This window comes from Gracilibacillus kekensis (assembly GCF_900143085.1).
Lineage (GTDB): Bacteria > Bacillota > Bacilli > Bacillales > Amphibacillaceae > Gracilibacillus > Gracilibacillus kekensis.
On record NZ_FRCZ01000001.1, the window covers coordinates 1182276 to 1204963 of the forward strand.

Genomic DNA, 22688 nt, shown 5'->3' on the forward strand with positions numbered 1-22688 from the left:
CCCAAGAAGCGGACATGCTTTGCTAAACTTCCTTATATAGAAAGAGAATTATTTATTTCATATCATCCCAAATACTTTGGAAAGATTCAACCACTTCCGAGTATTCAATTCTTCCCGAAGCATATTCCTGAATTTTAGCAGCAAACTCTTGATTCGCGCCATCTGGCCATCTGAACCATGTCCATGGAATCGTCTGCTCGGCTTTGGAATATTCTAAAATCGATTGACCTAATGCACCTAAACCAGTTGGTTCGATGTTATCAAAAGCAGGAATGAACGCAAATTCCTCTGTTATATAGCGCTGACCTACTTCAGATGATACCATCCAGTTTAAAAATGCTTTTGTTTCATCTAGATTTTCTGAGTCTTTATTTAATACCCAATTGTTTGGAACTCCCACAGGCAAACGATCTGCTTCCGATTCATCATTTAATGGTATCGGCAAAAAGGCCATATTTATATCTGGATTTATTTCGTAAATCATATTTTCTGTCCAGTTACCTTGTTGAAGCATCGCTGTTTCCCCAGAGGCAAATAACGTTACTTGGGTATTGTAATCTGTCGTAATTGGGTTATCATTACCGTACTCAATTTCTGTATCAATTACTTCTTTAAATTGCTCAAACTTTTCATTACCGATAAATGTTTCACTTCCATCATATAATCCCTCAATAAAGGTATCAGGATCTTCTTGCTGTGCAAATGGAATATTCAATAAATGCTGACCAATTACCCACCACTCACCATATCCTGCAGCAAACGGCGTGATTCCATTATCTTCGAGCTTTTGTGCTGCTTCCTTCAATTCAGTAAGTGTAGTTGGAGCCTCTGCAATTCCTGCTTGTTCAAATAAGTCTTTATTATAAATGAAGCCATATCCTTCTAAATTTACTGGCATTCCATACAATTTACCATCTGTATCTGTCATTGGGACTTTTCCGATCGGGAGAAGATTATCCACCCATGGCTCATCAGAAAGATCCGCTAAGTGTTCTTTCCAAAGCTCTAATTCTTTAAATCCACCATTGTTAAAAATATCAGGTTCTTCTCCTGAAGCAAATTTTGCTTTTAAAGCAGCACCATAATCAGCACCACCACCTACTGTTTCCAGATTAATTTTAATATTAGGATTTTCTGCTTCATATTCCGCAATCATTTCTTCTAGTTGGTCGGCAATTTCCACCTTGAATTGGAAGAAGTCAAGTGTCACCTGTTCCTCGCTATTATCCGTGCTTTCCTCTGTCTCTTCTTCTGTGTTTGTATCTTCACCTTCGCTGCTTGTGTCATCCCCACCTGAATCACTTGACGAACACCCTGTAATAATTGCAACCACAAATAACATAGAAAGAAATAAAAATAAACCACGTTTCATAAACTATTGACCTCCTTGATATTTTTATTTTACTATATAAATCTTTTGCAACAAACTCGATACAAAAGAATATAGCTTACTTAATCGAACCAGCTGCAATGCCTTTAATAATATGTTTTTGTAAAAACAGAAAGAAAATAATAATTGGCGTAATCCCTAACACGAGGCCAGCTAACCCCATGTCCCATTGCTTCGTATATTGAGCAAAGAACGAACTCGTTGCTAATGGAATCGTTCTTAAACTAGCATCCTGTAACACTAAAAGCGGTAATAAATAATCATTCCATATCCATAATGTGTTCAAAATGACAACGGTTACAGTGATTGGTTTTAACAACGGAAATACAATTCTCCAAAACACACCAAATTGCGTACAGCCATCTACTTTAGCTGATTCTTCTATTTCAAGAGGAATGGTTTTTACAAATCCGTGATAGAGAAATAAAGATAACGAAACACCAAAACCAAAATACATCATAATAATCCCGGGTATGCTGTTCATAACCCCTAATATACCACCTAATTTTACCAGCGGAATCATGACGGCTTGAAATGGGATCACCATTGCAGAAACAAAAAGAATAAATAGGATCGAACTAATTTTCCCTGGCGTCCGGACCATCTTCCAAGCTGCCATTGAGCTAATGAGGACAATACCAATAATACTGAACACGGTGATAATTAAAGAATTTAGAAAGGCTCTTGGAAAGTTCAGTATTTCCCATACTTCTGCATAATTACTAAACATCAATTCTCTTGGCCAAGCAGCAGCATCAAGTAAAATTTCCGAGAAGCCCTTCAAGGAGTTAACAATCACGAAATAAAAAGGAATAAGGAATAAAATTCCCAAACATATCGCAAAAAGCTCGATCAATAATGTCTTAGTAGTATATTTTTCATCCATTTATGCTTCCACCTCCTTCTTCTTAGTAGTCATAACCTGTACCGTGGTAAAAATGGCAACGACGATGAAAAATAGAATCGATTTTGCACTTCCTAATCCATATCGATTATTTTGGAAGGCTTCTTGATAAATATTAATGGCAACAGACTCAGTTGAATTAAATGGGCCTCCACCTGTCAGGGAGATATTTAAATCAAATATTTTGAATGCCATCGAAATCGTTAAGAAGAAACAAATGGTAAATGCCGGTAAGATTAATGGGATAATGATGCTACCTAACATTCGCACACTCGAAGCCCCATCGATTTTAGCTGCATCTAATAAATTTTTATCCACGCTTTGCAATGCTGCAATATAGATAACCATCATATAACCACTAATTTGCCACGCAAACACGATGACAATCCCCCAAAAAGCAGTCACTTCATCACCTAACCATGGTTGATTAAAAAAAGATAAACCAGTTAAATTACCAACGGAGGCAAATCCTTTAATAAAGATAAACTGCCAAATAAAACCTAAGAGCAGTCCACCAATGACGTTAGGTATAAAAAATACAGTTCGTAGAATATTCTTTGTTTTCAGTGCAATATTTAACAATAAAGCTAAGCCAAATCCGATAATATTACTAATGAATACGGCAGCCAGCATAAACTTCGTTGTAAATACAAAGGAATTAAAGAATTTTGAATCATCGGTAAAAATCTTTATATAATTGTCTAAACCAACCCATTCCACCGCCGAACTAACACCATTCCACGATGTAAAGGAATAAGAAACTCCCATAATAAAAGGCACAATTTGAATCGTCAAAAAGAATAGTAGTGCAGGGCCAACAAACGCAGCATATGTTAGTATTTTTTTAATACGTGACATTCGCTTTGCTTTCACATCTGACTTTTTTCTCTTTTCCATATAAGCCCCATCTACATCCACCTCAGTTCTCATATGTCACACCACCTTCTTTCTTAATTGGTAACGCTTTCTAAATCCATTATAAAGGGTTCCCCCAGAAAATAAGAGAAACAATATTGACCAAAAAGGAGTACAAAATTGACCTGTTAAGATAAGGCGCGTTTTGAAAATGGAACAGCGGGCATGGAAATAGTATCCTTAACAATAAAGTAAGCTGAAGACACCAATGTCTCCAGCTTTGTGAAACGGTGGAACCGTCCCCGTGTTTCATATACTCATCACTCCGCCATTTGAAGCGTTTGTTACTAGTTTGGAATATCTACCTAACCAGCCGTTTTTTATTTTTGGTTCAAAGGGTTTTAGTTCTTTTCTTCGTTCTTCTAGTTGTTGATCTGATAGGTTTACGTGTAATGTTCTATTCGGCAAATCAATCTTAATTGTATCGCCATTCTCAATTAACGCAATGGGGCCACCTTCAGCTGCTTCGGGTGAGATATGGCCAATTGAAATACCACGGGAAGCACCTGAGAAACGACCATCTGTTAAAAGTGCTACACTACTGCCTAACCCACGTCCCATAATCGCTGAAGTGGGTGCTAACATCTCTGGCATCCCTGGTCCTCCTTTTGGACCTTCATAACGAATAATTACCACATGCCCTTCTCTTACAGCACCATTATCTATCGCTTCTTGTGCTTGTTCTTGAGACTCAAAGACAATTGCTTCTCCTTCAAACACGCTAATAGTAGGATCAACAGCGCCTACTTTTATTACCGCTCCTTCTGGGGCAATATTTCCGTATAAAATCGATAATCCACCCACAGGACTGTATGGGTTATCTTTCGAGCGAATCACTTGATTATTGGTAATTTTATACTCGCTAACAAGCTCACCCATTGTCTTTCCAGTAATCGTTAAACGGTCTGGATGAATCGCTTCTGGAATTCTTGTTAGCTCATTAATAATAGCACTTACCCCACCAGCTTTATTTATATCATCCATCGAGATATCAGATGCCGGCATAATTTTCGCAAGATAGGGAATACGTTCGGCAATTTTATTTATTTCTGAGAGGTTATAATCAATTCCCGCTTCCTTTGCAATAGCTAGTGTATGCAGTACGGTATTGGTAGATCCACCCATCGCCATATCCAATGCAAATGCATCATCGATCGCTTCTTTTGTTATGATGTCTCGAGGTTTCACATCTTCTTCCACCATGCGCACGAGATGCTTCGCAGCTTCGAAAATCAATTCTTTACGTTTGTCACTTGTAGCAACAACAGAACCGTTTCCAGGTAATGCTAAGCCCAACATTTCCATTAAACAGTTCATTGAATTCGCAGTGAACATTCCCGAGCAAGACCCACAAGTGGGACAAGCATTATTTTCAATGTCTTTAAATTCCTCTTCTGTCATCTTCCCCGATTTATAAGCACCAACACCTTCGAAAACTGATGACAAGGATAATTGTTTCCCACTAGAACTTGTACCAGCTTCCATTGGTCCACCTGAAACAAATACAGAAGGTACATTTGTACGAGCAGCAGCCATTAACATACCAGGTGTGATCTTGTCACAGTTCGGAATGTAAAATACTCCGTCAAACCAATGTGCATTTATTACGGTTTCTGCACTATCGACAATTAGTTCCCGACTTGGTAAGGAATAGCGCATACCGATATGTCCCATCGCAATGCCATCATCCACCCCAATCGTATTGAATTCAAATGGAATACCGCCAGCTTCAATGATCGCCTCTTTTACGATCTCGGCAAATTCCCGTAAATGGACATGACCAGGAATAATATCAATATAAGAGTTACAAACGCCGATAAACGGCTTGCCTAAATCCTTGGTTTTCACTTTCCCCGTAGCATACAAAAGACTACGATGAGGAGCACGATCTACTCCCATTTTAATCGTGTCACTTCTTCTCATTTTTACTCACACCCTCCATTGTTGTTTAATGTATTTTATATTGTATGTTGTCTGCTGTCAAGTTAGTTGTATGTTTACACAAGCTTGGTATACGTCTTGTTTTTTAGCGAGTGCCAAAAATTTTCCCTTCTTTGAACTACTTCATCGCTGAAACTTTCTTTTCTAAAGCAAATAAAAAGACATCCTGGCAATTACCAGCATGTCTCCATTTAACTCTTATTTAATTCCTAATTCATCCATCGCATGCAATATATGAATTTTCATTGCACTTCTTGCACCTTCTGGATTGCGATTTTTCATAAATTCCATAATCATATTGTGATCATTTATCGTATCTTTAATAGCGAGCTCTTTTTTTTGAGAGAGAATCACGCCCTTATCGATCGCTTGATAAATGACGGGCATTAACTTTTCCATAAACTCATTATGCGTTGCCTTTACGATCGATTTATGAAAATTTTGTTCTACATCGGTCCGATCTTCTTTCCATTTAATTCTTTGTTCTATTTGTTTTCCATATTCTAAAATACGCTTTAATTCCATATCGCTCGCTCGAATTGTTGCATAATAAGCTGCTTCTGGTTCAAAAATTAAGCGCATCTCGTATAAGTCCTTCGCATTAATTTTAGCATCGGTAAGAAAGCTTAAAGATTCTAAGTTTTCCAGATCAATATTATCTTTTATATAGGTACCTTTTCCTCTTCTAATCTCCACCACGCCATTGGTAACTAATATACGGATAGACTCACGAAGTGTTGTCCTACTGATATTTAGTTCTTCTGATAATTCATTTTCATTCGGAAGTTTATCACCTGGAAGAAACCTTTTCTCTATCGTAATCATCGACATTAAATCATCTGCCACACTATCAGATAGTCGTTTTTGCATCATAAAACCCCATTAATCTTTTCTTTTAAGTATAGCATAGGTTGTACAAAGAACAGGAATACTTCATCATTTAATACTATGTTATCACTGTATAATCCTTCCACACCTTCCGATTCCAAAAGACAATGAACATTAGACCAAAAGCATCTCCCAAAAAGTACCGGCAAGCCTTTAGGAGTGCCTTTAACTTGCCGTTAATTTTTTTTTAGTCTAAAAGAAATTATTTTATTATTAATTGTTTATTACGTTTTATAAAGGGTAAACACTTACCGTAAAATCTAATATCTGACAAGGAGTGAATGAATTATGAAAGATTTATATCCTTCAAGAATTAAAGGCATGCCTTCTATTCTGGAAAGAAAGGAACCCATTATTCACAACTCTACACCAGAGGACGGCCCTCTTCCACAAAAGGAATTAGATTTTTACGAGAAAAATGGTTATCTATTTAAGCAGAATTTCTTTTCTGAGGAAGAAGTAAAGGTATTACAAAAGGAGTTACAACGGAATATGCATGACAATCAGTCCTCTGATGCTCCTTCTGTTATTAGAGAAACAGGTGGAGACGAAATTCGTTCCGTATTCGATATCCATAACAATGATGAATTCTTTCAGGATTTATCGTCCGATCAACGTATCGTCAATATTGCCGAACAATTATTAGGAAGTCAGGTTTACATAAACCAGTCTCGAATTAATTTCAAACCTGGCTTTAAAGGAAAAGGCTTTTATTGGCATTCAGACTTTGAAACATGGCATATGGAAGATGGCATGCCTAATATGCGTGCAGTTAGCTGCAGTATTATTCTAACCGATAATTATTCATATAACGGTCCATTATTATTAATTCCAGGTTCTCACAACTACTTTGTACAATGTGTGGGGGAAACACCAGAGGATCATTTTAAACAGTCATTAAAGATGCAAAGTCTTGGTGTTCCAGATCATGATAGCATTAACTGGTTATTAAAAAAAGGCGGAAGAATTGACAGTGCAACAGGACCAGCTGGATCTGTATTATTCTTTGAATCCAATACTATGCATGGTTCTAATGGAAATATTTCACCAATGCCACGCAGTAATGTCTTCTTTGTCTTTAACAGTATTAAAAATAAATTAGTGGAACCATTCGCAGATGTGTCGGCAAGACCAGAATTTGTGGCAAATCGGACGAATGTGAAGGCTATACAACCAAAGCAATTTAATATTGGTAAACGAAAAGTTTCAATGAATCAATAAATAGAGTCCCGCCAGTTGTGCTGGTGGGACTTTTGTTTTTCAAGTGCTAAATCAAGGAGTCGATTAAATAGCAATTCTTTTCATCTTCTTTCCTAGGGAGAAGGTAACTCCCTTCCCCGCAAGATTAAATCCTTAGTCAGGGACGCTTGTTACTGTCCTTTGTAGTTAGTCGGACTGCTTCACACTAAGCAGGTAGGGTGACCGTAAGGAGGATAAGCGTCATTCCCAAACCTTGAATAATGGTTAGGTGAACTCCAATGAACAGCACACCAAATAATAAAGCGGTGATCGGCTCTACCATAACGGCCATTTAGGCGGTTGAGGGTGCAGTTCTGCGAATTCCATCTACATAAATTACAAATGGAATTCCAGCCCCTATGATCCCTAATAAAAGAAAAAGGATGAGACAAAATGCAAGTAAAGCGCTCGTTAAGGTGGTTTGCGGCTTTCCGATCCCATTAATATAGCGGAAATTCCCCCGTTAATGCCACAGCATAAAGCAGCTAACATAACTAAGCCAGCCTATACCTGCAAATCTCATCATGTGCCTCCTGTAGATAAGTCATAGAACGAGTTCTCCAACTATAAAAGATATTAACGTTAATTCCTTTCATCACCCCTTCCTAAACATGAACTTTCAAAAAGCTGTAACTTGGCTTCGAATAGGTAGAAAGAATATGCCGGGAACTTCACATGAGATAATAAGCAGTATTGGATATCTAGCGGCTTTCCTATTAGCTATTGCTATTCACCTAAATAATTTAAAAATAACAGGCAACAATAAACTTAACTTACTTCGAGAGAAAGAAAAGAGGCGAATGTATGGATGCTATTGAAGTATAAAAACTTTTTTTCAGTGTTGTTTTCCTGGATTATCTTTGGAGGCATCATTGGTATAGTCGTAGGTTCAACCACCACTTTACTTTTAGAAATAAACGATTATCTAGGGGATGATATACGAGCAAAAAGAGACTGGCTTATTATCCTTCTTCCCTTTGGAGGATTATTAATAGGTTATATATATATGAACTATGGAAAGGTGTATTTGAATCATACAAATAACGACATGGCTAAATCTAATAACCTTGTTATAGACTCTGTGCACGGAAAAAAAGAGGTACCACTGAGAATGGGTCCTGTTGTCTATCTCGCCACATTTATTACTGTTCTATTTGGCGGTTCCACCGGAAGAGAAGGTGCTGCTGTTCAAATGGGAGGGAGTGTGGCTTCAGCGGTCAACCGATTTTTCAAGGTGAATAATCTCGATAAGAAAATTTTAATGATGAGCGGTATAAGTGCCGGTTTTGGTTCAGCCTTTGGTGCACCGATAACTGGTGCGGTTTTTGGCATGGAAATGGCTGCTTTAGGAAAACTGAAATTGGAGGCATTTGTGCCATGTCTCATGGCAAGCTTTGTTGGTCACTATATCACTACAGCTGCATGGGGACATAAACATGAAGAATTTATCATTCAAACCTTGCCTGAAAAATCTATCATCACCTTTATAATTATTATACTTCTATCGGTCCTTTTTAGCCTCATAAGTGTTTTATATTGTCAGTTGAGACATGGAATAGAAAAAGTGTCTGAAAACATTTTTAAAAAGAATCATATGAAAAGAGCTTTTGTGGGAGGTATCCTCATTGTCTTATTAACATGGATGGTTGGTTCACAGGACTATAATGGCCGGGGATTACAGATGCTGGAGCAATCATTTACAGAAGATGTTCCACCATTCGCTTTTCTGGCCAAGCTGGTATTTACTGCGATAACTCTTGGCAGTGGCTTTTTTGGCGGGGAAGCAATTCCTTTATTTTTTATTGGGGCAACATTAGGGAATGCCTTACACACATTCATTGATTTACCTTTGTCATTCCTTGCTGCATTAGGATTAATCGCTGTTTTTTGCGGGGGAGCGAATACTCCTATAGCCGCTTTCCTCTTAGCTATGGAGATATTTGACGGAAAGGGATTGGAGTATTTTTTTGTTGCTTGTTTAGTCAGCTATCTGTTCTCCGGGCATCATGGACTATGGCCATCTCAACAAATATATGAGCCTAAAAGCAGATTGTATCAGCTCGTTAATGGAGATACGATCGAAAACGTGGAAACCAGGAAAAAGCGAAAGCAATAAATTGATCAGTGGATGATGACGTTTGAAGAATAAAGTAAACGGTATACTTCACAATAGACAAAGGGTTGAGCCTATATTTTAGCAATTATGGAAAAGAGGGGATGTATATGGATTTTCATTTCATATGGAAAGCTATTGTCGTTGTAATAGGTGGTGTCTTGATTTTGCGGTTAGCTGGAAGAAAATCAATCTCCCAGCTTACGGTTGCGCAGACAGTTATGATGATAGCAGTTGGTTCTTTAATTATTCAACCTGTTGGTGACAGGAACATTTGGATCACAATGGTGATTACCTTTCTAATGGTCAGTACACTTCTTTTTATTGAATATATCGTGATCAAATCGAATATGCTTGAGACACTCATTTATGGAAAATCGCTGATAGTAGTCGAAAACGGCCAAATTAATGAGAAAAATTTGAGGAAGCTCCGGTTAACGGTTGATATGCTGGAAGTACGTCTGAGACAACAAAACATCCAGCATTTTACCGATTTAAAATGGGCTACCATCGAACCGAACGGTCAATTAGGATATATGTTAAAGTCGGAGAAACAATACGCTACCAAAGAGGATATAGAGATGTTGAAATCGCTAATCACATCCAATTCGTCTAATTCATTACCTCAAATTGATACAGATCGTTCAGATAACCTATTTACTGAAGTAAAAAATAGAGAGCATAAGGTAAAACCTAAAGAGAATTTGGATTAACCATACCTCACCGGTTAGATTGCAGTTTAATTGGCAAGGAAAAAAAGGGTGGCAGCGATGTTAAATCTTGATCACTATTTTCCCTTGAGCATGGCCTTGTTCATAATGATGGAAGGCTTCCGGGACTTCAGCTAATGTAAAATGTTTATCAATAAAGAGATCTATCTCCCCTGCTTCTGCAAGGTCTTTTAAGAAAATTAGATCTGATTGACTCTGTTGTTGGACGTGGCTTTTCACTTTCTTGGTGGCGATCCTGGAAATAATCGGTCCAAGCATCATGGCCTGTATCATCTGTACTCCTGATCCTCCGACGTGAACAAAGGTACCTTTTCGACTTAAAGCATGTAGGTATCTGAAAAGCGGCTGGTAACCATTTACGGCAAGAATCAGATCATATTTTTGTTTATTGGAGTGAAAGCTCTCCTTCGTATAATCCATCACATGGTCTGCTCCAAGTTTTCGTAACATGTCTGTGTTTCTTGTACTGCAAACCCCTGTTACCTCTGCTCCAAATGATTTGGCAATCTGGACAGCGAAGGATCCTACCCCGCCAGATGCCCCATAAATCAGCACCTTTTGGCCAGCTTGAATATTACCCTTATCTCGTAAGGCCTGTAAAGCTGTTACTGCAGCTGTGGGTATAGCAGCCGCTTCTTCATAGGATAGATTGCCAGGTTTTATCGATAATGCATGTTCAGAAACAGATACATATTCGGCAAAGCCGCCCCAACCAAAATTAGCTAAATCTCCAAATACCTTATCACCTGCACGAAATTGTGTCACATCCTTACCTACCGCTTCCACCTCCCCCGCAATATCACCGCCTGGTATGACATGTTTTGGTTTTAATAAACCATATGATAGTCGAGCCACCAACGGTTTTCCCTTTATCATTAACAGATTCCCATAATTCAGCGATGCAGCATGAATTCTAACTAGCACCAGATGATCTCCAGTGATCGGCTTATCCACCTCTCTCAAGTTCAGAACATCAGCTGTGCCATACTTCTTATAAACAATTGCTTTCATATTTTATCATCCCCCCACACATAAAAATTGTGTTTTCTTTGTTTTATCATTATTTTTATGAATGCTCATTGACTTAAGTCAATGCGGGATTCTTTTTAAACAATTAAAATACAAAAAACGAGTAAAATGAAGGAGGATATAAAAAATGGTTACGAATGACTTTAAGAACCAACGGTTAGTGACACTTATCACTGGACTATCTTTACTAATAATGGCTATTGCTGCTTTTTTTTCTACGGGACTTGTGAATGAAAGACTTATTGTACAAGGGGATCCTAATTCAACCTATCAACTTATCGCAAATTCCCAACTCCTTTTTAAAGCTGGGATTGCTTGTTGGCTGGTTATTCTTATTACAGATATTGTAGTTTCCTGGGGATTTTATATTGTACTAAGACCCATTAATAAATCCCTTTCCTTACTTGGTGGATGGTTTCGGTTAATTTATACGGCTATATTAGCCATTGCTATCCTGCATTTATTAATGGTGCAACTTTTAACAAGTAAGGAAGGCTTAATAGGTACTGAGCAAACATCACTCCACACCATGTTCTATTTACAGACTTTTGATGCCGTGTGGAATTTTGGTTTGATTATTTTTGGCTTTCATTTATTAATCGTTGGTTACATTGCATTTCAATCGTCTGTCATACCAAAAATTATTAGTATTTTATTACTCATTGCATCTCTAGGTTATATCGTTATCCAGCTGTGTATAACCTTTTTTCCAGATTTGGATAGTATCCTTTCCATTCTAGAATTTATATTTATTCTGCCTATGATCGCTGGAGAATTAGGATTCGGATTATGGTTATTATTCAAAGGAGGGAAAGTCTTAATCAGGGCCTAACTAGTACGATGATCGACACGCTTTTTAATTCTACTTAACGATTCGGGTGTCATGCCTAGATAACTTGCCAACTGATGTTGGGGCACCCGATGAATTAATGTAGGTCGCTTCACTAAAACGGATTGATAGCGTTCCTCTGGTGACAAAGAGATGAAGGTTGCAAAATTATCTTGAGCTTGACCAAATGCTTCCTCCATCATTTTTCTTGTCATCGTCTCTAACTGATTGTGCTTGTCATACATTTCTTCTTCCTCATCTAAATCACCAATTACCAGAATGGAATCTTCTACACTTGTGAAGGTGTAGGCAGAAAAGGTTGCCTCTTTATCATGATTGAACAGGGAAATAGCCTGTTCTTCTGTGTAGAAATTGGATGTCGTTTCTTTTCCCATTTCGTCCAGTGAATATTGTCTTATACATCCCTGCAAAACAAAATAACATTTGGTGGGAGTATCACCCTGTCTGAGCAGGTCTGTTCCCTTCTTCACCTCAGCAATATCTAAGCTATCAATAATTGCTTGCTGTTCTGCTTCTTCTAGCGAGGTAAATTGAGACATATATTTCTTTAATATTTCATTCACTTTCATTCCTCCAATCTATTGGAATATTGATTTTTCTACGCCAAAACAGCACTTGATGCTGCCCAATATATGAGTCTATTAAATCATATTATTGTAAAAATGTGAATTTTGACCAAAACATACATATAAGGGAAAGTATTGATCTTAAGATGCGGCCCAGGCTAAGTATTGGTCCGTTGATCTTGATTTCAAGTTTATTAATGAAAAAATACTTTGAACAGGTTTTTCATATTACCGGAATCCAGGAGAAATCTAGTGTATCTCATTACGATATAATAAAAAGGAAATCAATCAAAGAGGGGGATGGATGACATGGAACTCGAAGGAAAAATTGCTTCCGCCGACTTAACCGTCAAAGAATGATTTCGAAGGATGGTACACCTGTCGCCGGTATTTGCCACCAATCTGGTAGCAATGAAGGATTGCCTCCTATATGGATGGTCTATTTCCAGGTGAGCGATCTGAACATGGTGGAAAAGTATTGCGTGAACCAAGTGGGTCAGGGTGCGGCAGTTTTGCGGTAATTGAATATCCGGCCGGAGCGATCTGTGCATTAAGTCAAATGTAATCAAACCGTTATTAAGGAACGAAAATATAGCCTAATTCCTCGTCAAGGTAAGACTGGAATTAGGCTACGGTGATGATGGGATCATCTAAGAGTAAATAAATCTACTCATTATTTTTATTGTTTAAGCCTTCAAAAATGGTTTGATTTTGCTTTATTTATCTTGGGCCATCTGAATTTTGGAACGTGCTTCACCATTGTTTCAAATATGAAGCACCATTGCTGTTCAGTTAAAGTCGCAACTGAAATCGCATTCTTTATTCGAAGATTTCTTTTTAATTGCTTAATTTGTGGTGGTGTAAATACACCTCTCAGCGCTGAATCAATAGACAATTGGGGATTTTTAAGAACATAATCGGCTAATCCACAAAAGTTTCTATAATCCTTAAAGGCTACCATCGGTTTAACCTTTCTATTTATAGTAATCATAGCGGAATCCACACTTGGCATAGGAGTGAAATTCTTTCTTGAAATCCCTTTAACATACCGGATATCAAACCACATTCTCCAGGCAATCACATATGAATCTTTCACAAAATTCGATGTGAATCTTTTCGCTGCACCCTTTTCCATAACAATAATTCCCCTTTGAAAATTGCTTGTAGGTCTATTTAGAAGCATTTTCATTATTGGTGTTGTAATGGAATATGGGATATTAGAAACAACAATAAATGGTTCCTTAGGCAGGTGAATTTTCAAAATATCTTGATGAACAACCTTAACGTTTGGATTATGAATAAATTTTTGTTCTAAAATATTTACAAACTTACCATCATATTCCACAGCAATGACTTTTTTTGCTTTTTTACTCATAACCGATGTTAGAGCGCCTTTCCCGGCGCCTAAGTCTAGAACTAAATCATCTAGGCTAATTTTTGCATGACCTACAATCTCATGAATCTGTCTCTTATTATGCATCAAATGTTGTCCGGAAAAGTTTGGTAGCTTCCTACGACTATTTTTTCTCATTCTCTTAATTTTCTTTTGGGTCATGTTTCATCTTCCTTTCAAAAATAAAAAAATCACAAGCCTCTGCTTGTGATTTGAGTGTAAAGGGAAAGAGACCCATCCTTATTTAATAAGGGAGCTGTTAGGAGTCGTCAGCAAATAAACCGGTCTTTGGTGTAAACAAAGAAAGGTTAAATTATACAAAAATAAAGAAAGGCAGAACAATCCGCCTTTCTAAACATTGCATATATTTTTATATGAAATGAAGATTATTAAAAAAGGACAGACATATCCCGTTTACTCTGTAAGCACAAAACAGAGCCTTTGAACGTATTTAATTACTGGTTCAAAGTTGGGAAACGAAGTCTCATATAATGCGTCATTTTTTAATAATCCTCCTAAATGTAAAATACATCTTCATTGTATACTTCCCCCTAAAATATGTCAATCTAAAAATCAAATGCTTTTTTTCCGCATGATAAACCATTTTATGACGATATGGTAATTAATAAATAATCTTGTTTTTCCACACCACACTATAATCCGAAAATGAAACCGTCTTAAGCTTACTTAAGACGGTTTCGCACGTCGCAAATCATAAAACGAGGGCACTAGTGAAATATGAAACTCTTACGAGTCGCCCTCTCACGAATGACAACGGCAGTCCGAGTTTTTGAGTGATCGTACTCGTCATGAAGGCGCAACCACACGTAACGAGGGATTTGCGGCCATACCCTCCTCCTGTCGCCCGAACGGCGTCATGTCAAGCCAGTTGTATATCCCGAAAAGAATGTCGGTCTCTCGGTCCGTTGTGGGATAAGTGTGGAGACACCAGAGGAATACACTCACACCACCCCGCTCGGCTTCATGAGGCCCCCAAAGTCGCAGTTGAAATCGCTGCCATTTAATTTGAAATCCTCTTTAATCAATAAATATAGTTTTATTAAAGTACTTCTCTTGACTCCTTTTACATTTGTTCGACCAATTCCACGCTTCCATGCTTGCAATCAGCGAACAGTATTCATTAACCCTTGTAAGCTTCCTGTAACTCGGCAAGATCAAGTTTCTTCATTTTTAATGTTGCTTGTGTAACGCGTGCAACTTGCTCTGGTGTGCCACTCGTCATCATTGTTTCCTTTTCTCTCGGTACAATCTGCCAATTCATTCCGTACTTATCTTTCAACCAGCCACACTGCTCGGATTCAGGAACTGCGGATAGCTTGTTCCAGTAGTGATCGATCTCTTCTTGTGTATCACAATATACCGTCAATGAGATTGCCTCGCTAAAACGAAATTCATAATTTTCCGCGCTGTCCATAGCGGTTAACCATTGATTTTCAAGCATAAAATCAGAAAACATTACAGCTCCTTCTTTGTCAGAACGGGCGATTGATCCCTTCTTTGCGTTATTGAATACGGATAAATAATATTGGAGCGCTTCTTCGGCTTTGTTGTATTGATCACCGCCAAACATAAGCGAAGGCATGATTGTAGGTCGCTCTTCATCTTCAGTATTCTTTAAAATTAGCTGCCATGACAAACCATACTTATCCTGAATCCAGCCATACTTATCACTAAAGGAATACTTGTCAAGCGGCGTTAATACTGTGCCACCTTCTGACAACTTACTCCAAACCATGTTTATTTTTTCAATCGCTTCTTTATCGCTCTTTGGGTCAAAGTTCACCATGAAAGACACTGAAGGATTAAATTTGAAAATAGGTCCTGCATTAATGGACAAGAACTTTTGTCCCCATAACTCAAAAGAGACTAAATGAGAGTCGCCAGATGGTGTGTCGTCAAGTGGAGTTATACTCGTAATTCTGGAATCAGGGAAAATGGAAGCATAAAACTCTGCCGCTTCCTTCGCCTCCTTGTCATACCATAAATGCGGAACGATATTTTGATTTGTCGTCATCGTTATTCCTCCTTGGAAAATAATTTTTTCAGTAGTTTTCACTTTAAGAAATTGAAGTGCTCACTTTTGGCAGTTACATTTCCTATGCTTTTATCTATTTCAACTTTCTATATATGATCTTAAAATCATGTTCCCACTTTTCACCATCAAATGATTTCTCCCACGTACTTTGAATTGTATCGTAGGAGGCGTTGAATTCACCCCAAAATCGTTGAGACAAATCCAACGTTGAAAAATCAGATGAATTCCTCCATAGTTCCCAATTCCTCTGTTTAATACTCATTTTATATAAACGAGCAACACCTCGCGAGTCAAAATAATGCTGTATATAGGTGTCTGTGTTTGAATCGTAGTCATAAACAATCATACTGCTTGGAAATTCAGATTGATTTACATTCGCACTCTGAATCATGAACTGATTGCCATCCATCCAAGTAAACGACGTGTGTCCTAAAATGGATTGAAAATCCGGGTGAATCAATTCCAGTTCCCATTCCCCTTCGAAAATGTCTAGTCGGTTCATTGCATTTTCACGTACAGGTGGTTTCATGAATGATTTCCGCCTTTTCTATCAAGCTGAAGATTATCCAACAATCTTTCTAGTCGATCCAAAAGTTCCATTGCTCCTTCAGACATACCTGCTTTTATCATCCCATCCCTACCTTCTACTGTTTGATAAACTGTAGTTTCGGTGAACTTCGTCTTGCCATCAGGCATTTCTTCAAAGTTAATTGTGACAAGCCCGACAAAATCTGGAAATCCTTCAACCTCAAAGGTATTGATCAGCCTTTCAGGTGACTTGACCTCATGATAGACGCCATTGAATGCATATTCGTTCCCTTCAACGTCCTGATGAATAAATCGCCAAATGCCACCTTTTTTCACGTCCATTTGATCCACTGTTGTCTTATATCTTTTAGGACCCCACCATTCAGGGACTGTAGTTGGTTCCGTATAAGTATTAAAGACGAGTTCCCTAGGTGCATTAAAGATTCGAGAGATGACAACATCATGCGTTCCTTTTTCAGCTATAATTCGAGTTTTTGACATTTTATCTACTCCTCTACTTTAAATTTGAGAAACATCATCTTGGCTCGTCGTGGTCGCTCTTTTCAATAGCTTGTTTTTTCATTAAAAGATTTTCAAATCTATCAAACTGTTCTTCTTTATCTCGGATAAATGATTCTAACCATTTGTCCATCTCTACAAACGATTCTTGCCGAATGGAATAGATCCGTCTGTTCGCATCAGCCTTCACGCTAACAAGTCCTACTTTAGCCAAAACGTGAAGATGTTTGGAAGACTGGGGCATTCGTAAGTCTAGCTTATTGGAAATTTCCCCAACAGTTAGAGCTCCAAAGTCTCGTAGCAATTCAATAATGTTCATTCTATTGGGTTCAGCCAAAGCACTGAAAGTTGCGGCGTTCATGCATACCTCCCCTCCTTTCTTTACTATCTGAAGATAATATACCACATCTTATATTTTCCTTCAAGGGAAATTTCCAAATAAGGAAAATTCTTTTGAAGGAAAATACTAAAGAGATTGTAAACTAAGGCTAGTTAAGAGAGATTAGTAAGTCAGCAAAATAGAGCTATCAATAATAGAAGTGATTGTTAAATATTTCAGAGATCAGAGCTCTTACCCCTCTGCTCGCGAAAGACATCATATACTGGGTTTTTCAATGAATACGGGGATATGTTGAAAGAAAAATTATATATAGGGGAGTTATACTCTTTAAATCTGAATCTCTGAAAAGTCTTATCTATTCAAAAAGTAACTGCAATGAGCCTAATTCAATGCCCAATAGTTAAAGTAAGCTCTCCAACTCGGGCATTAACCATTTTCTTAAGTGCTTAGGCTATCTCGAGTTGAAGGCAAACTTTCTCTTTTATTGATTTTCCACGCTCCTTATTGGTTGATAAGTATGAAGGACGGCTCCTTTTTTAAATACCTTTGTACTTAGATGCTTTAAGAGGTGTGCATCTGGTAAGTCTTTGAATAATGGTAACCCACTTCCAAATGCAATAGGATTAATAATCAATCGATATTCATCGATAAGATCTAGGCGAGACAGAGATTGTGCGAACCTCACACCTCCATGTGCCATGATTTCCTTGCCAGGTTGTTGTTTCAAGCGGTAAATCTCTTCTGCAATATCACCGTGTACCACCTGTGAATTATTCCAATTGGTTTCCTTCAGTGTATTTGAGAAAATGACTTTTGGGATTTCGTTCATAGCAGGAGCTAATTTACTGTTCGAAGATGGCCAATGCTCTGCCATGTCATGATAGGTCACTCCTCCCATGATGTGCGTACCCACTTGCCATAGCTGTTCGACAGTATGCATTTCCAACTCATCATCAAAACTGCGAAAGACCCAGTCATGCGCTCCACTAGTTGGCGCGACAAATCCATCAAGAGATACATTCATTCTTAGAACTACTTTTCTCATATGCAGTTGCCTCCTTTGTATTCAACTAAACAATTTCTTGCATTCTCCGAGATGGTGTATAGCTTTAACGTTTCCATTTCCATACATCCTTTCTATTTGTTTTTAAAAATTGTATATACTCATAATGTCTTGATTACTTATATCCCCTTGCTACTAGTTTGCTATTTTAATATCTTTATCGTTAAAATTATGCTACTTAATAAACTTGTCCATTTTTGGACGAAGGCACTTATTTAAAAAGTTCATCCTTTTATTGAACATTTATCTTCAGCCTTTTAAAAAATTAACATTGAATTAAGAAAGTTATATTTTTTCAGATGTTGGTTTGGTCTTCTAATTCGGCTTCCATAGCTCGTGTTATAGGGTCTTGTACAGATTCTGTTTCTTCTTTTAGCTTCCGCATCTCAATTTCAAATGCTCCGAACCCTTTTGGAAAAGGCATCTGTAGCGCCCATTTTGTTGCCTCATCCTCTGAATTTACATCAATCAGAGTATATCCAGCAATCAGCTCTTGACTTACAAGAAAAGGTCCTGCCGTTATCTCAGGATCTCCACCATGTGATGGATATAAGATCCTGATTCCGCTGGAGCTAGAATGAAGTTCTTCTGCAGCAAGCAACACTCCTGCTCTAGCTAATGTTTTCTTATACGCATTTACTGCATCGGTATATTTTCTACCATACCTTATACCTGCTTCTGTAAACTCTGTTGCCTTAACAATCAACAAGAATCTCATTATTATTTTCCTCCTTGTGGGAAGATGACCTTTTCACCCGCTCAATTTTCCTAACCCTTCCCTACTATAACGACGAACAAGGAACTCTATAATCGACAAGGTTGAAAAACATTAATTCGTACCTCGGTACTCACATTCATTTATCCGATTCAGTAAAAGCTCCTTCTCACGGTCATTACGGGTCATTGATGCTGCACGTTCAAATTCTTTACGGGCTTCTTCGCACCGCCCTAGCTTGAACAGGAGATCGCCCCGAACACTAGGGAGTAAATGGTATCCTTTTAGGGAAGGTTCTGCACTCAACTCATCGACGATCTGTAGTCCATAAGCGGGTCCAAAAGCCATTGATATGGCAACCGCTCGGTTTAGTTCGATGATCGGCGATGGAGTTGCCCTGGACAGAGCTTCGTAAAGGGCCGCGATACGGATCCAATTGGTATCGGCTGCAGTAGGAGCTTCCGCATGACAAGCAGAAATCGCAGCCTGCAAGGCGTATGGACCAAGTGTACTTCCAAGCGTCTGGCTTCGTTTAAGTGCCGCTAATCCACGACGGATCAGCAGTCTATCCCACTTTGCCCGATTTTGGTCCATCAGAAGTACAGGTTCACCCGTAGCACTAACACGAGTTTTAAGACGCGAGGATTGAATCTCCATTAAAGCAACCAGTCCGTGAACTTCTGATTCATGTGGTGTGATCTCGGAAAGTACGCGTCCGAGTCTTAGTGCCTCCTGGCATAGCAGTGGTCGAATATACTGGTCCCCAGAGGTTGCTGAATACCCTTCATTGAACATCAGGTAAATCACCTCAAGTACTGCAGATAGACGTTCTTTTCGTTGTCTCCCTTTAGGAGGTACCTCAAAAGGAACCTTCTCAACCCTAAGGGTTCTTTTGGCCCGAACCACCCTCTGGGCAATCGTCGATTCAGCAACGAGGAAAGAACGTGCGATTTCAGCTGTAGTAAGTCCACATAACAGTCGAAGTGTGAGGGCAACTTTGGCATCTTGTGATAGCACTGGATGGCAAGTCATAAAGACCAGACGAAGGAGATCGTCACCGATTTCCCCGTCTAAAGTCTGATCTATATCTTCCTCATGATTTAAATCCATTTCGCGGGCAATCTCCACATGCTTTTGATCTCGCAACTTTTTCCTGCGCATAAGGTCAATCGCACGCCGCTTAACCGTTGTCATCAACCAAGCACCAGGATTGTCTGGAATACCGATCTCCTGCCATTTTTCTAAGGCAATTACCAAAGCATCCTGAGCAAGGTCCTCTGCAACACCCACGTCTCTTAGCATACGGGTTAAACTTCCAATTAGCTTTGCCGATTCCATTCGCCATATTGCTTCAATGGTTCGATGGGTTTGGGTCAACGTCATCACGCCTTTTTTTGCTCTGCAACTTGTTTACGAAGTGTTACTTCTTTTTCCAGTGTTTCAGGGTTATCGATAAAATCCTCCACATCGTACACCTGTCTGAGTTCAATTTCCCCTTGTCCATATCCGTGGGGATCCGGCATACGGAGGGCCCATTCAACGGCTTCTTCCCTTGATCTCACTTCAATTAGCGTATATCCTGCGATCAATTCTTTTGACTCAGTAAAAGGGCCATCTGTTACCTTAGGTTTTTCTCCGGGCTCCGGATAGGAAATGCGGATTCCGCTTGAGGTAGGTTGCAGGCCATCAGCTGCCAATAACACACCGGCCTTTACCAATTCCTCGTTATATTTTTGCATAGCATCAATAAGTTCCTGGGGTGGTATAACTCCCGCTTCTGAATCAGTTGTAGCCTTGACAATCATCATAAATTTCATTTGTGTTTACCTCCTTTATTTTTGTGAAGCTTCGTATACCGATTTAAAACCATGTGGGTAATTCCGCTTCTATTTATACGACGAACTAATCGCGACTAAATCGACAGCGGTTACAAAATTTTCATCCATTTCCCTAATAATTTCTTCAACTGGAGAATTACTATATTTTCATATAACTTCCAACATTTTTTGGCATGCAATTTTTTGAAAATGACGAGCATTTATACTGTTTTTCACTAACAGAAAAAAGACTGAAGGAAAAGAAAGTCTTTTATCTTCCAGTCCTCAACCTAAGACGTTGTGAGAGCAATGTTTATTCATTATGGCTCAATAGAAACCAATGTCGTTTTTCCTCGATAAAGTGTCAAATTGTTATAGATTGGTCAATTCTCTAATTGATTGATTACTTCCTTATTAGATTCGTTCAGCGTAGTCTGCAAGATTCTCTAGGGTAGACGACAAACCAACTTTGTGATCAGCTTTTTGTATTCCTTCGGGTACGTTCTTGCAATCAATAGAAACCTTGGTGCCTTTGGGAACAGCTGTTAAAGTCCACGTCATGATCATCTCACCAGAATAAACTGGATCTTCGGACTCGAATTCTATTAACTGTACGACCCTCTTATTTGGGACAAACTCCAAGAATTTCCCCTTGATTATATCAGTGTTTTCTGATGTTTTTCCTTGTAGTGAATGATCCGTATCAACATAAGTTAATGACATTCGATAAGCTCCACCATCCCGAGCATCGAACTCGTATATATGACCTTTCATATCCTTCGGAGGAAGCCACGAAACGAGGGCATTCGGGTCCACGAACGCTTTATAGATCGTTTGAGGTGACGCTTTAATAACTCTCGAAGCAGAATCAATTCTTGGTTTATTCGATTTATCATTCATAACTTCTAACCTCCCTTTAAATTCTACATTCACAGCTTGATAATTTTGATTTTACTAGTTAAAAGCTTCCATTCATTGAGTGATATACAGAGTGGTTGTAATAAGGTCCACAGTTTTGGATAAGTGAACCTCCTTTTGAGGAAGATGTATCGCTATTCTAAGACTTACCTAAAATGGCAGTCCGGATTTATTAATTTCATGTTTTTGCATTTCTACACGTAGCATTGGAGTAATTTCTTTTGGGGGATTTGCTACAGCACGAAACGCTTGCAAATCTTCTTCGGATTGCCAAAACTCGAAATTGTTAATTCGTGCTGGATCAACGATAAACCATCCTGCTATGATCACCTTATGGGAACTCATAAAAATCCTCCTTCATATGTTTTTCATATTGTCAAAAGTATAACATGTACCTTGATTCCGAATTTCTTTTTTATTGCGTTTTTTTATAAGACGAATTGTAATATTAAGTGCAACACCTAAAAATGTGGCTAAAATAAAACAGCCCATAACGACTTCGTGTAAAATGTAAGTAACCACACAAACACATACACGGAGGTCTGTTATGAGCTACAGTCATCTTACCACATTTGAACGAGCACGTATAGAAACGCTATATGAACAAGGTAAACCTATTCGTACCATCGCTGAAAAACTTCAGCGTTCGCCGTCTACCATTTCAAGAGAGTTAAAGCGTAATTCACAAAAAGCATCCTATAAATCTGAATATGCTCAAGAGAAATATAACGAACGTCGGTTAAATTGCGGCCGTGTCGGAAAATGGTCCACAG

26 protein-coding genes are annotated in these 22688 nt (G+C 38.5%); 6 read left to right on the top strand and 20 right to left on the bottom strand.

The genetic code is table 11. From position 1 onward, the window contains the following. Positions 1 to 52: 52 nt before the first annotated feature. From BUC25_RS05355 to BUC25_RS05375, 5 genes are all read right to left on the bottom strand, one after another. Entirely contained in the window at positions 53 to 1372 is a 1320-nt protein-coding gene (locus tag BUC25_RS05355; RefSeq protein ID WP_073200327.1) for an ABC transporter substrate-binding protein, read from the bottom strand. Between the two features lie 76 nt (positions 1373 to 1448). Further along, positions 1449 to 2276 carry a carbohydrate ABC transporter permease gene (locus BUC25_RS05360; RefSeq protein ID WP_073200328.1) on the bottom strand — a complete coding sequence of 276 codons (828 nt, stop codon included), beginning with the start codon at positions 2274 to 2276 and terminating at the stop codon, positions 1449 to 1451. Then, entirely contained in the window at positions 2277 to 3152 is an 876-nt protein-coding gene (locus BUC25_RS05365) for a carbohydrate ABC transporter permease (RefSeq protein WP_425292868.1), read from the bottom strand. It abuts the gene before it with no gap. Positions 3153 to 3458: 306 nt separating this feature from the next. After that, positions 3459 to 5132, bottom strand: coding sequence for a dihydroxy-acid dehydratase (gene ilvD, locus BUC25_RS05370; RefSeq protein ID WP_073200330.1), 1674 nt, complete (start codon positions 5130 to 5132; stop codon positions 3459 to 3461). Positions 5133 to 5348: 216 nt separating this feature from the next. Then, positions 5349 to 6020: a FadR/GntR family transcriptional regulator gene (locus BUC25_RS05375; RefSeq protein ID WP_244535127.1), complete on the bottom strand. Its 672-nt coding sequence runs from the start codon at positions 6018 to 6020 to the stop codon at positions 5349 to 5351. 306 nt (positions 6021 to 6326) lie between these two features. Between BUC25_RS05375 and thpD the strand changes: the two genes are divergently transcribed. The 3 genes from thpD to BUC25_RS05390 all read left to right on the top strand — a co-directional run bounded on the left by thpD (position 6327) and on the right by BUC25_RS05390 (position 10103). Next, positions 6327 to 7259, top strand: coding sequence for an ectoine hydroxylase (gene thpD / locus BUC25_RS05380; RefSeq protein ID WP_073200332.1), 933 nt, complete (start codon positions 6327 to 6329; stop codon positions 7257 to 7259). Positions 7260 to 8085: 826 nt separating this feature from the next. After that, complete coding sequence (locus BUC25_RS05385; RefSeq protein WP_073200334.1) at positions 8086 to 9393, top strand: chloride channel protein; 1308 nt, start codon at positions 8086 to 8088, stop codon at positions 9391 to 9393. A 107-nt stretch (positions 9394 to 9500) separates the two neighbouring features. Beyond that, on the top strand, positions 9501 to 10103 hold the full coding sequence (locus BUC25_RS05390) for a DUF421 domain-containing protein (protein WP_073200336.1): 603 nt from the start codon (positions 9501 to 9503) through the stop codon (positions 10101 to 10103). A gap of 60 nt (positions 10104 to 10163) precedes the next feature. Here the strand turns inward: BUC25_RS05390 and BUC25_RS05395 are convergent, their stop codons facing one another. Beyond that, on the bottom strand, positions 10164 to 11132 hold the full coding sequence (locus tag BUC25_RS05395) for an NAD(P)-dependent alcohol dehydrogenase (RefSeq protein ID WP_073200338.1): 969 nt from the start codon (positions 11130 to 11132) through the stop codon (positions 10164 to 10166). 145 nt (positions 11133 to 11277) lie between these two features. Between BUC25_RS05395 and BUC25_RS05400 the strand changes: the two genes are divergently transcribed. Further along, complete coding sequence (locus tag BUC25_RS05400) at positions 11278 to 11982, top strand: DUF4386 domain-containing protein (RefSeq protein WP_073200339.1); 705 nt, start codon at positions 11278 to 11280, stop codon at positions 11980 to 11982. Here the strand turns inward: BUC25_RS05400 and BUC25_RS05405 are convergent. Beyond that, a complete protein-coding gene (locus tag BUC25_RS05405) occupies positions 11979 to 12563 on the bottom strand; it encodes a Crp/Fnr family transcriptional regulator (RefSeq protein ID WP_073200340.1) in 585 nt (194 codons plus the stop codon). The two genes, BUC25_RS05400 and BUC25_RS05405, sit on opposite strands and share 4 nt — an antisense overlap. Before the next feature lie 433 nt (positions 12564 to 12996). On the opposite strand from BUC25_RS05405, the gene BUC25_RS19680 reads away from it, so the two are divergent. Then, positions 12997 to 13131 (top strand): hypothetical protein, encoded by a 135-nt coding sequence (locus BUC25_RS19680; RefSeq protein ID WP_280174039.1) that lies wholly within the window; start codon positions 12997 to 12999, stop codon positions 13129 to 13131. Between the two features lie 129 nt (positions 13132 to 13260). Here BUC25_RS19680 and erm read toward each other — a convergent pair whose 3' ends face one another. The 13 genes from erm to BUC25_RS05465 form a co-directional block, all read right to left on the bottom strand. After that, complete coding sequence (gene erm, locus BUC25_RS05410; protein ID WP_073200341.1) at positions 13261 to 14121, bottom strand: 23S ribosomal RNA methyltransferase Erm; 861 nt, start codon at positions 14119 to 14121, stop codon at positions 13261 to 13263. A 293-nt stretch (positions 14122 to 14414) separates the two neighbouring features. Continuing rightward, positions 14415 to 14459 carry an erythromycin resistance leader peptide gene (locus BUC25_RS19830; protein ID WP_139251780.1) on the bottom strand — a complete coding sequence of 15 codons (45 nt, stop codon included), beginning with the start codon at positions 14457 to 14459 and terminating at the stop codon, positions 14415 to 14417. A gap of 307 nt (positions 14460 to 14766) precedes the next feature. Continuing rightward, complete coding sequence (locus BUC25_RS19835) at positions 14767 to 14985, bottom strand: DUF899 family protein (protein ID WP_084543372.1); 219 nt, start codon at positions 14983 to 14985, stop codon at positions 14767 to 14769. 115 nt (positions 14986 to 15100) lie between these two features. Beyond that, positions 15101 to 15994, bottom strand: coding sequence for a VOC family protein (locus BUC25_RS05420; protein WP_073200343.1), 894 nt, complete (start codon positions 15992 to 15994; stop codon positions 15101 to 15103). A gap of 94 nt (positions 15995 to 16088) precedes the next feature. Beyond that, entirely contained in the window at positions 16089 to 16544 is a 456-nt protein-coding gene (locus BUC25_RS05425) for a hypothetical protein (RefSeq protein ID WP_073200344.1), read from the bottom strand. Then, a complete protein-coding gene (locus BUC25_RS05430) occupies positions 16541 to 17044 on the bottom strand; it encodes an SRPBCC family protein (protein ID WP_073200346.1) in 504 nt (167 codons plus the stop codon). Before BUC25_RS05430 ends, BUC25_RS05425 begins: the two co-directional genes overlap by 4 nt. A gap of 34 nt (positions 17045 to 17078) precedes the next feature. Beyond that, the gene (locus BUC25_RS05435) at positions 17079 to 17423 is read right to left on the bottom strand and encodes an ArsR/SmtB family transcription factor (protein WP_073200348.1); all 345 of its coding nucleotides are present in this window, start codon (positions 17421 to 17423) and stop codon (positions 17079 to 17081) included. A 460-nt stretch (positions 17424 to 17883) separates the two neighbouring features. After that, entirely contained in the window at positions 17884 to 18447 is a 564-nt protein-coding gene (locus BUC25_RS05440) for a dihydrofolate reductase family protein (RefSeq protein ID WP_073200350.1), read from the bottom strand. Between the two features lie 313 nt (positions 18448 to 18760). After that, the gene (locus BUC25_RS05445) at positions 18761 to 19183 is read right to left on the bottom strand and encodes a YciI family protein (protein WP_073200352.1); all 423 of its coding nucleotides are present in this window, start codon (positions 19181 to 19183) and stop codon (positions 18761 to 18763) included. Between the two features lie 111 nt (positions 19184 to 19294). After that, positions 19295 to 20563: an RNA polymerase sigma factor gene (locus BUC25_RS05450; protein WP_073200354.1), complete on the bottom strand. Its 1269-nt coding sequence runs from the start codon at positions 20561 to 20563 to the stop codon at positions 19295 to 19297. Then, on the bottom strand, positions 20563 to 20997 hold the full coding sequence (locus BUC25_RS05455; protein WP_073200356.1) for a YciI family protein: 435 nt from the start codon (positions 20995 to 20997) through the stop codon (positions 20563 to 20565). Before BUC25_RS05455 ends, BUC25_RS05450 begins: the two co-directional genes overlap by 1 nt. A 414-nt stretch (positions 20998 to 21411) precedes the next feature. Further along, entirely contained in the window at positions 21412 to 21897 is a 486-nt protein-coding gene (locus BUC25_RS05460) for an SRPBCC family protein (protein ID WP_073200357.1), read from the bottom strand. A gap of 168 nt (positions 21898 to 22065) precedes the next feature. Beyond that, positions 22066 to 22260 carry a hypothetical protein gene (locus tag BUC25_RS05465; protein WP_073200358.1) on the bottom strand — a complete coding sequence of 65 codons (195 nt, stop codon included), beginning with the start codon at positions 22258 to 22260 and terminating at the stop codon, positions 22066 to 22068. Positions 22261 to 22462: 202 nt separating this feature from the next. Here BUC25_RS05465 and BUC25_RS05470 point away from each other — a divergent pair. Next, positions 22463 to 22688 (top strand): helix-turn-helix domain-containing protein (locus BUC25_RS05470; protein ID WP_139251766.1); only part of this gene is annotated, 226 nt, incomplete at its 3' end.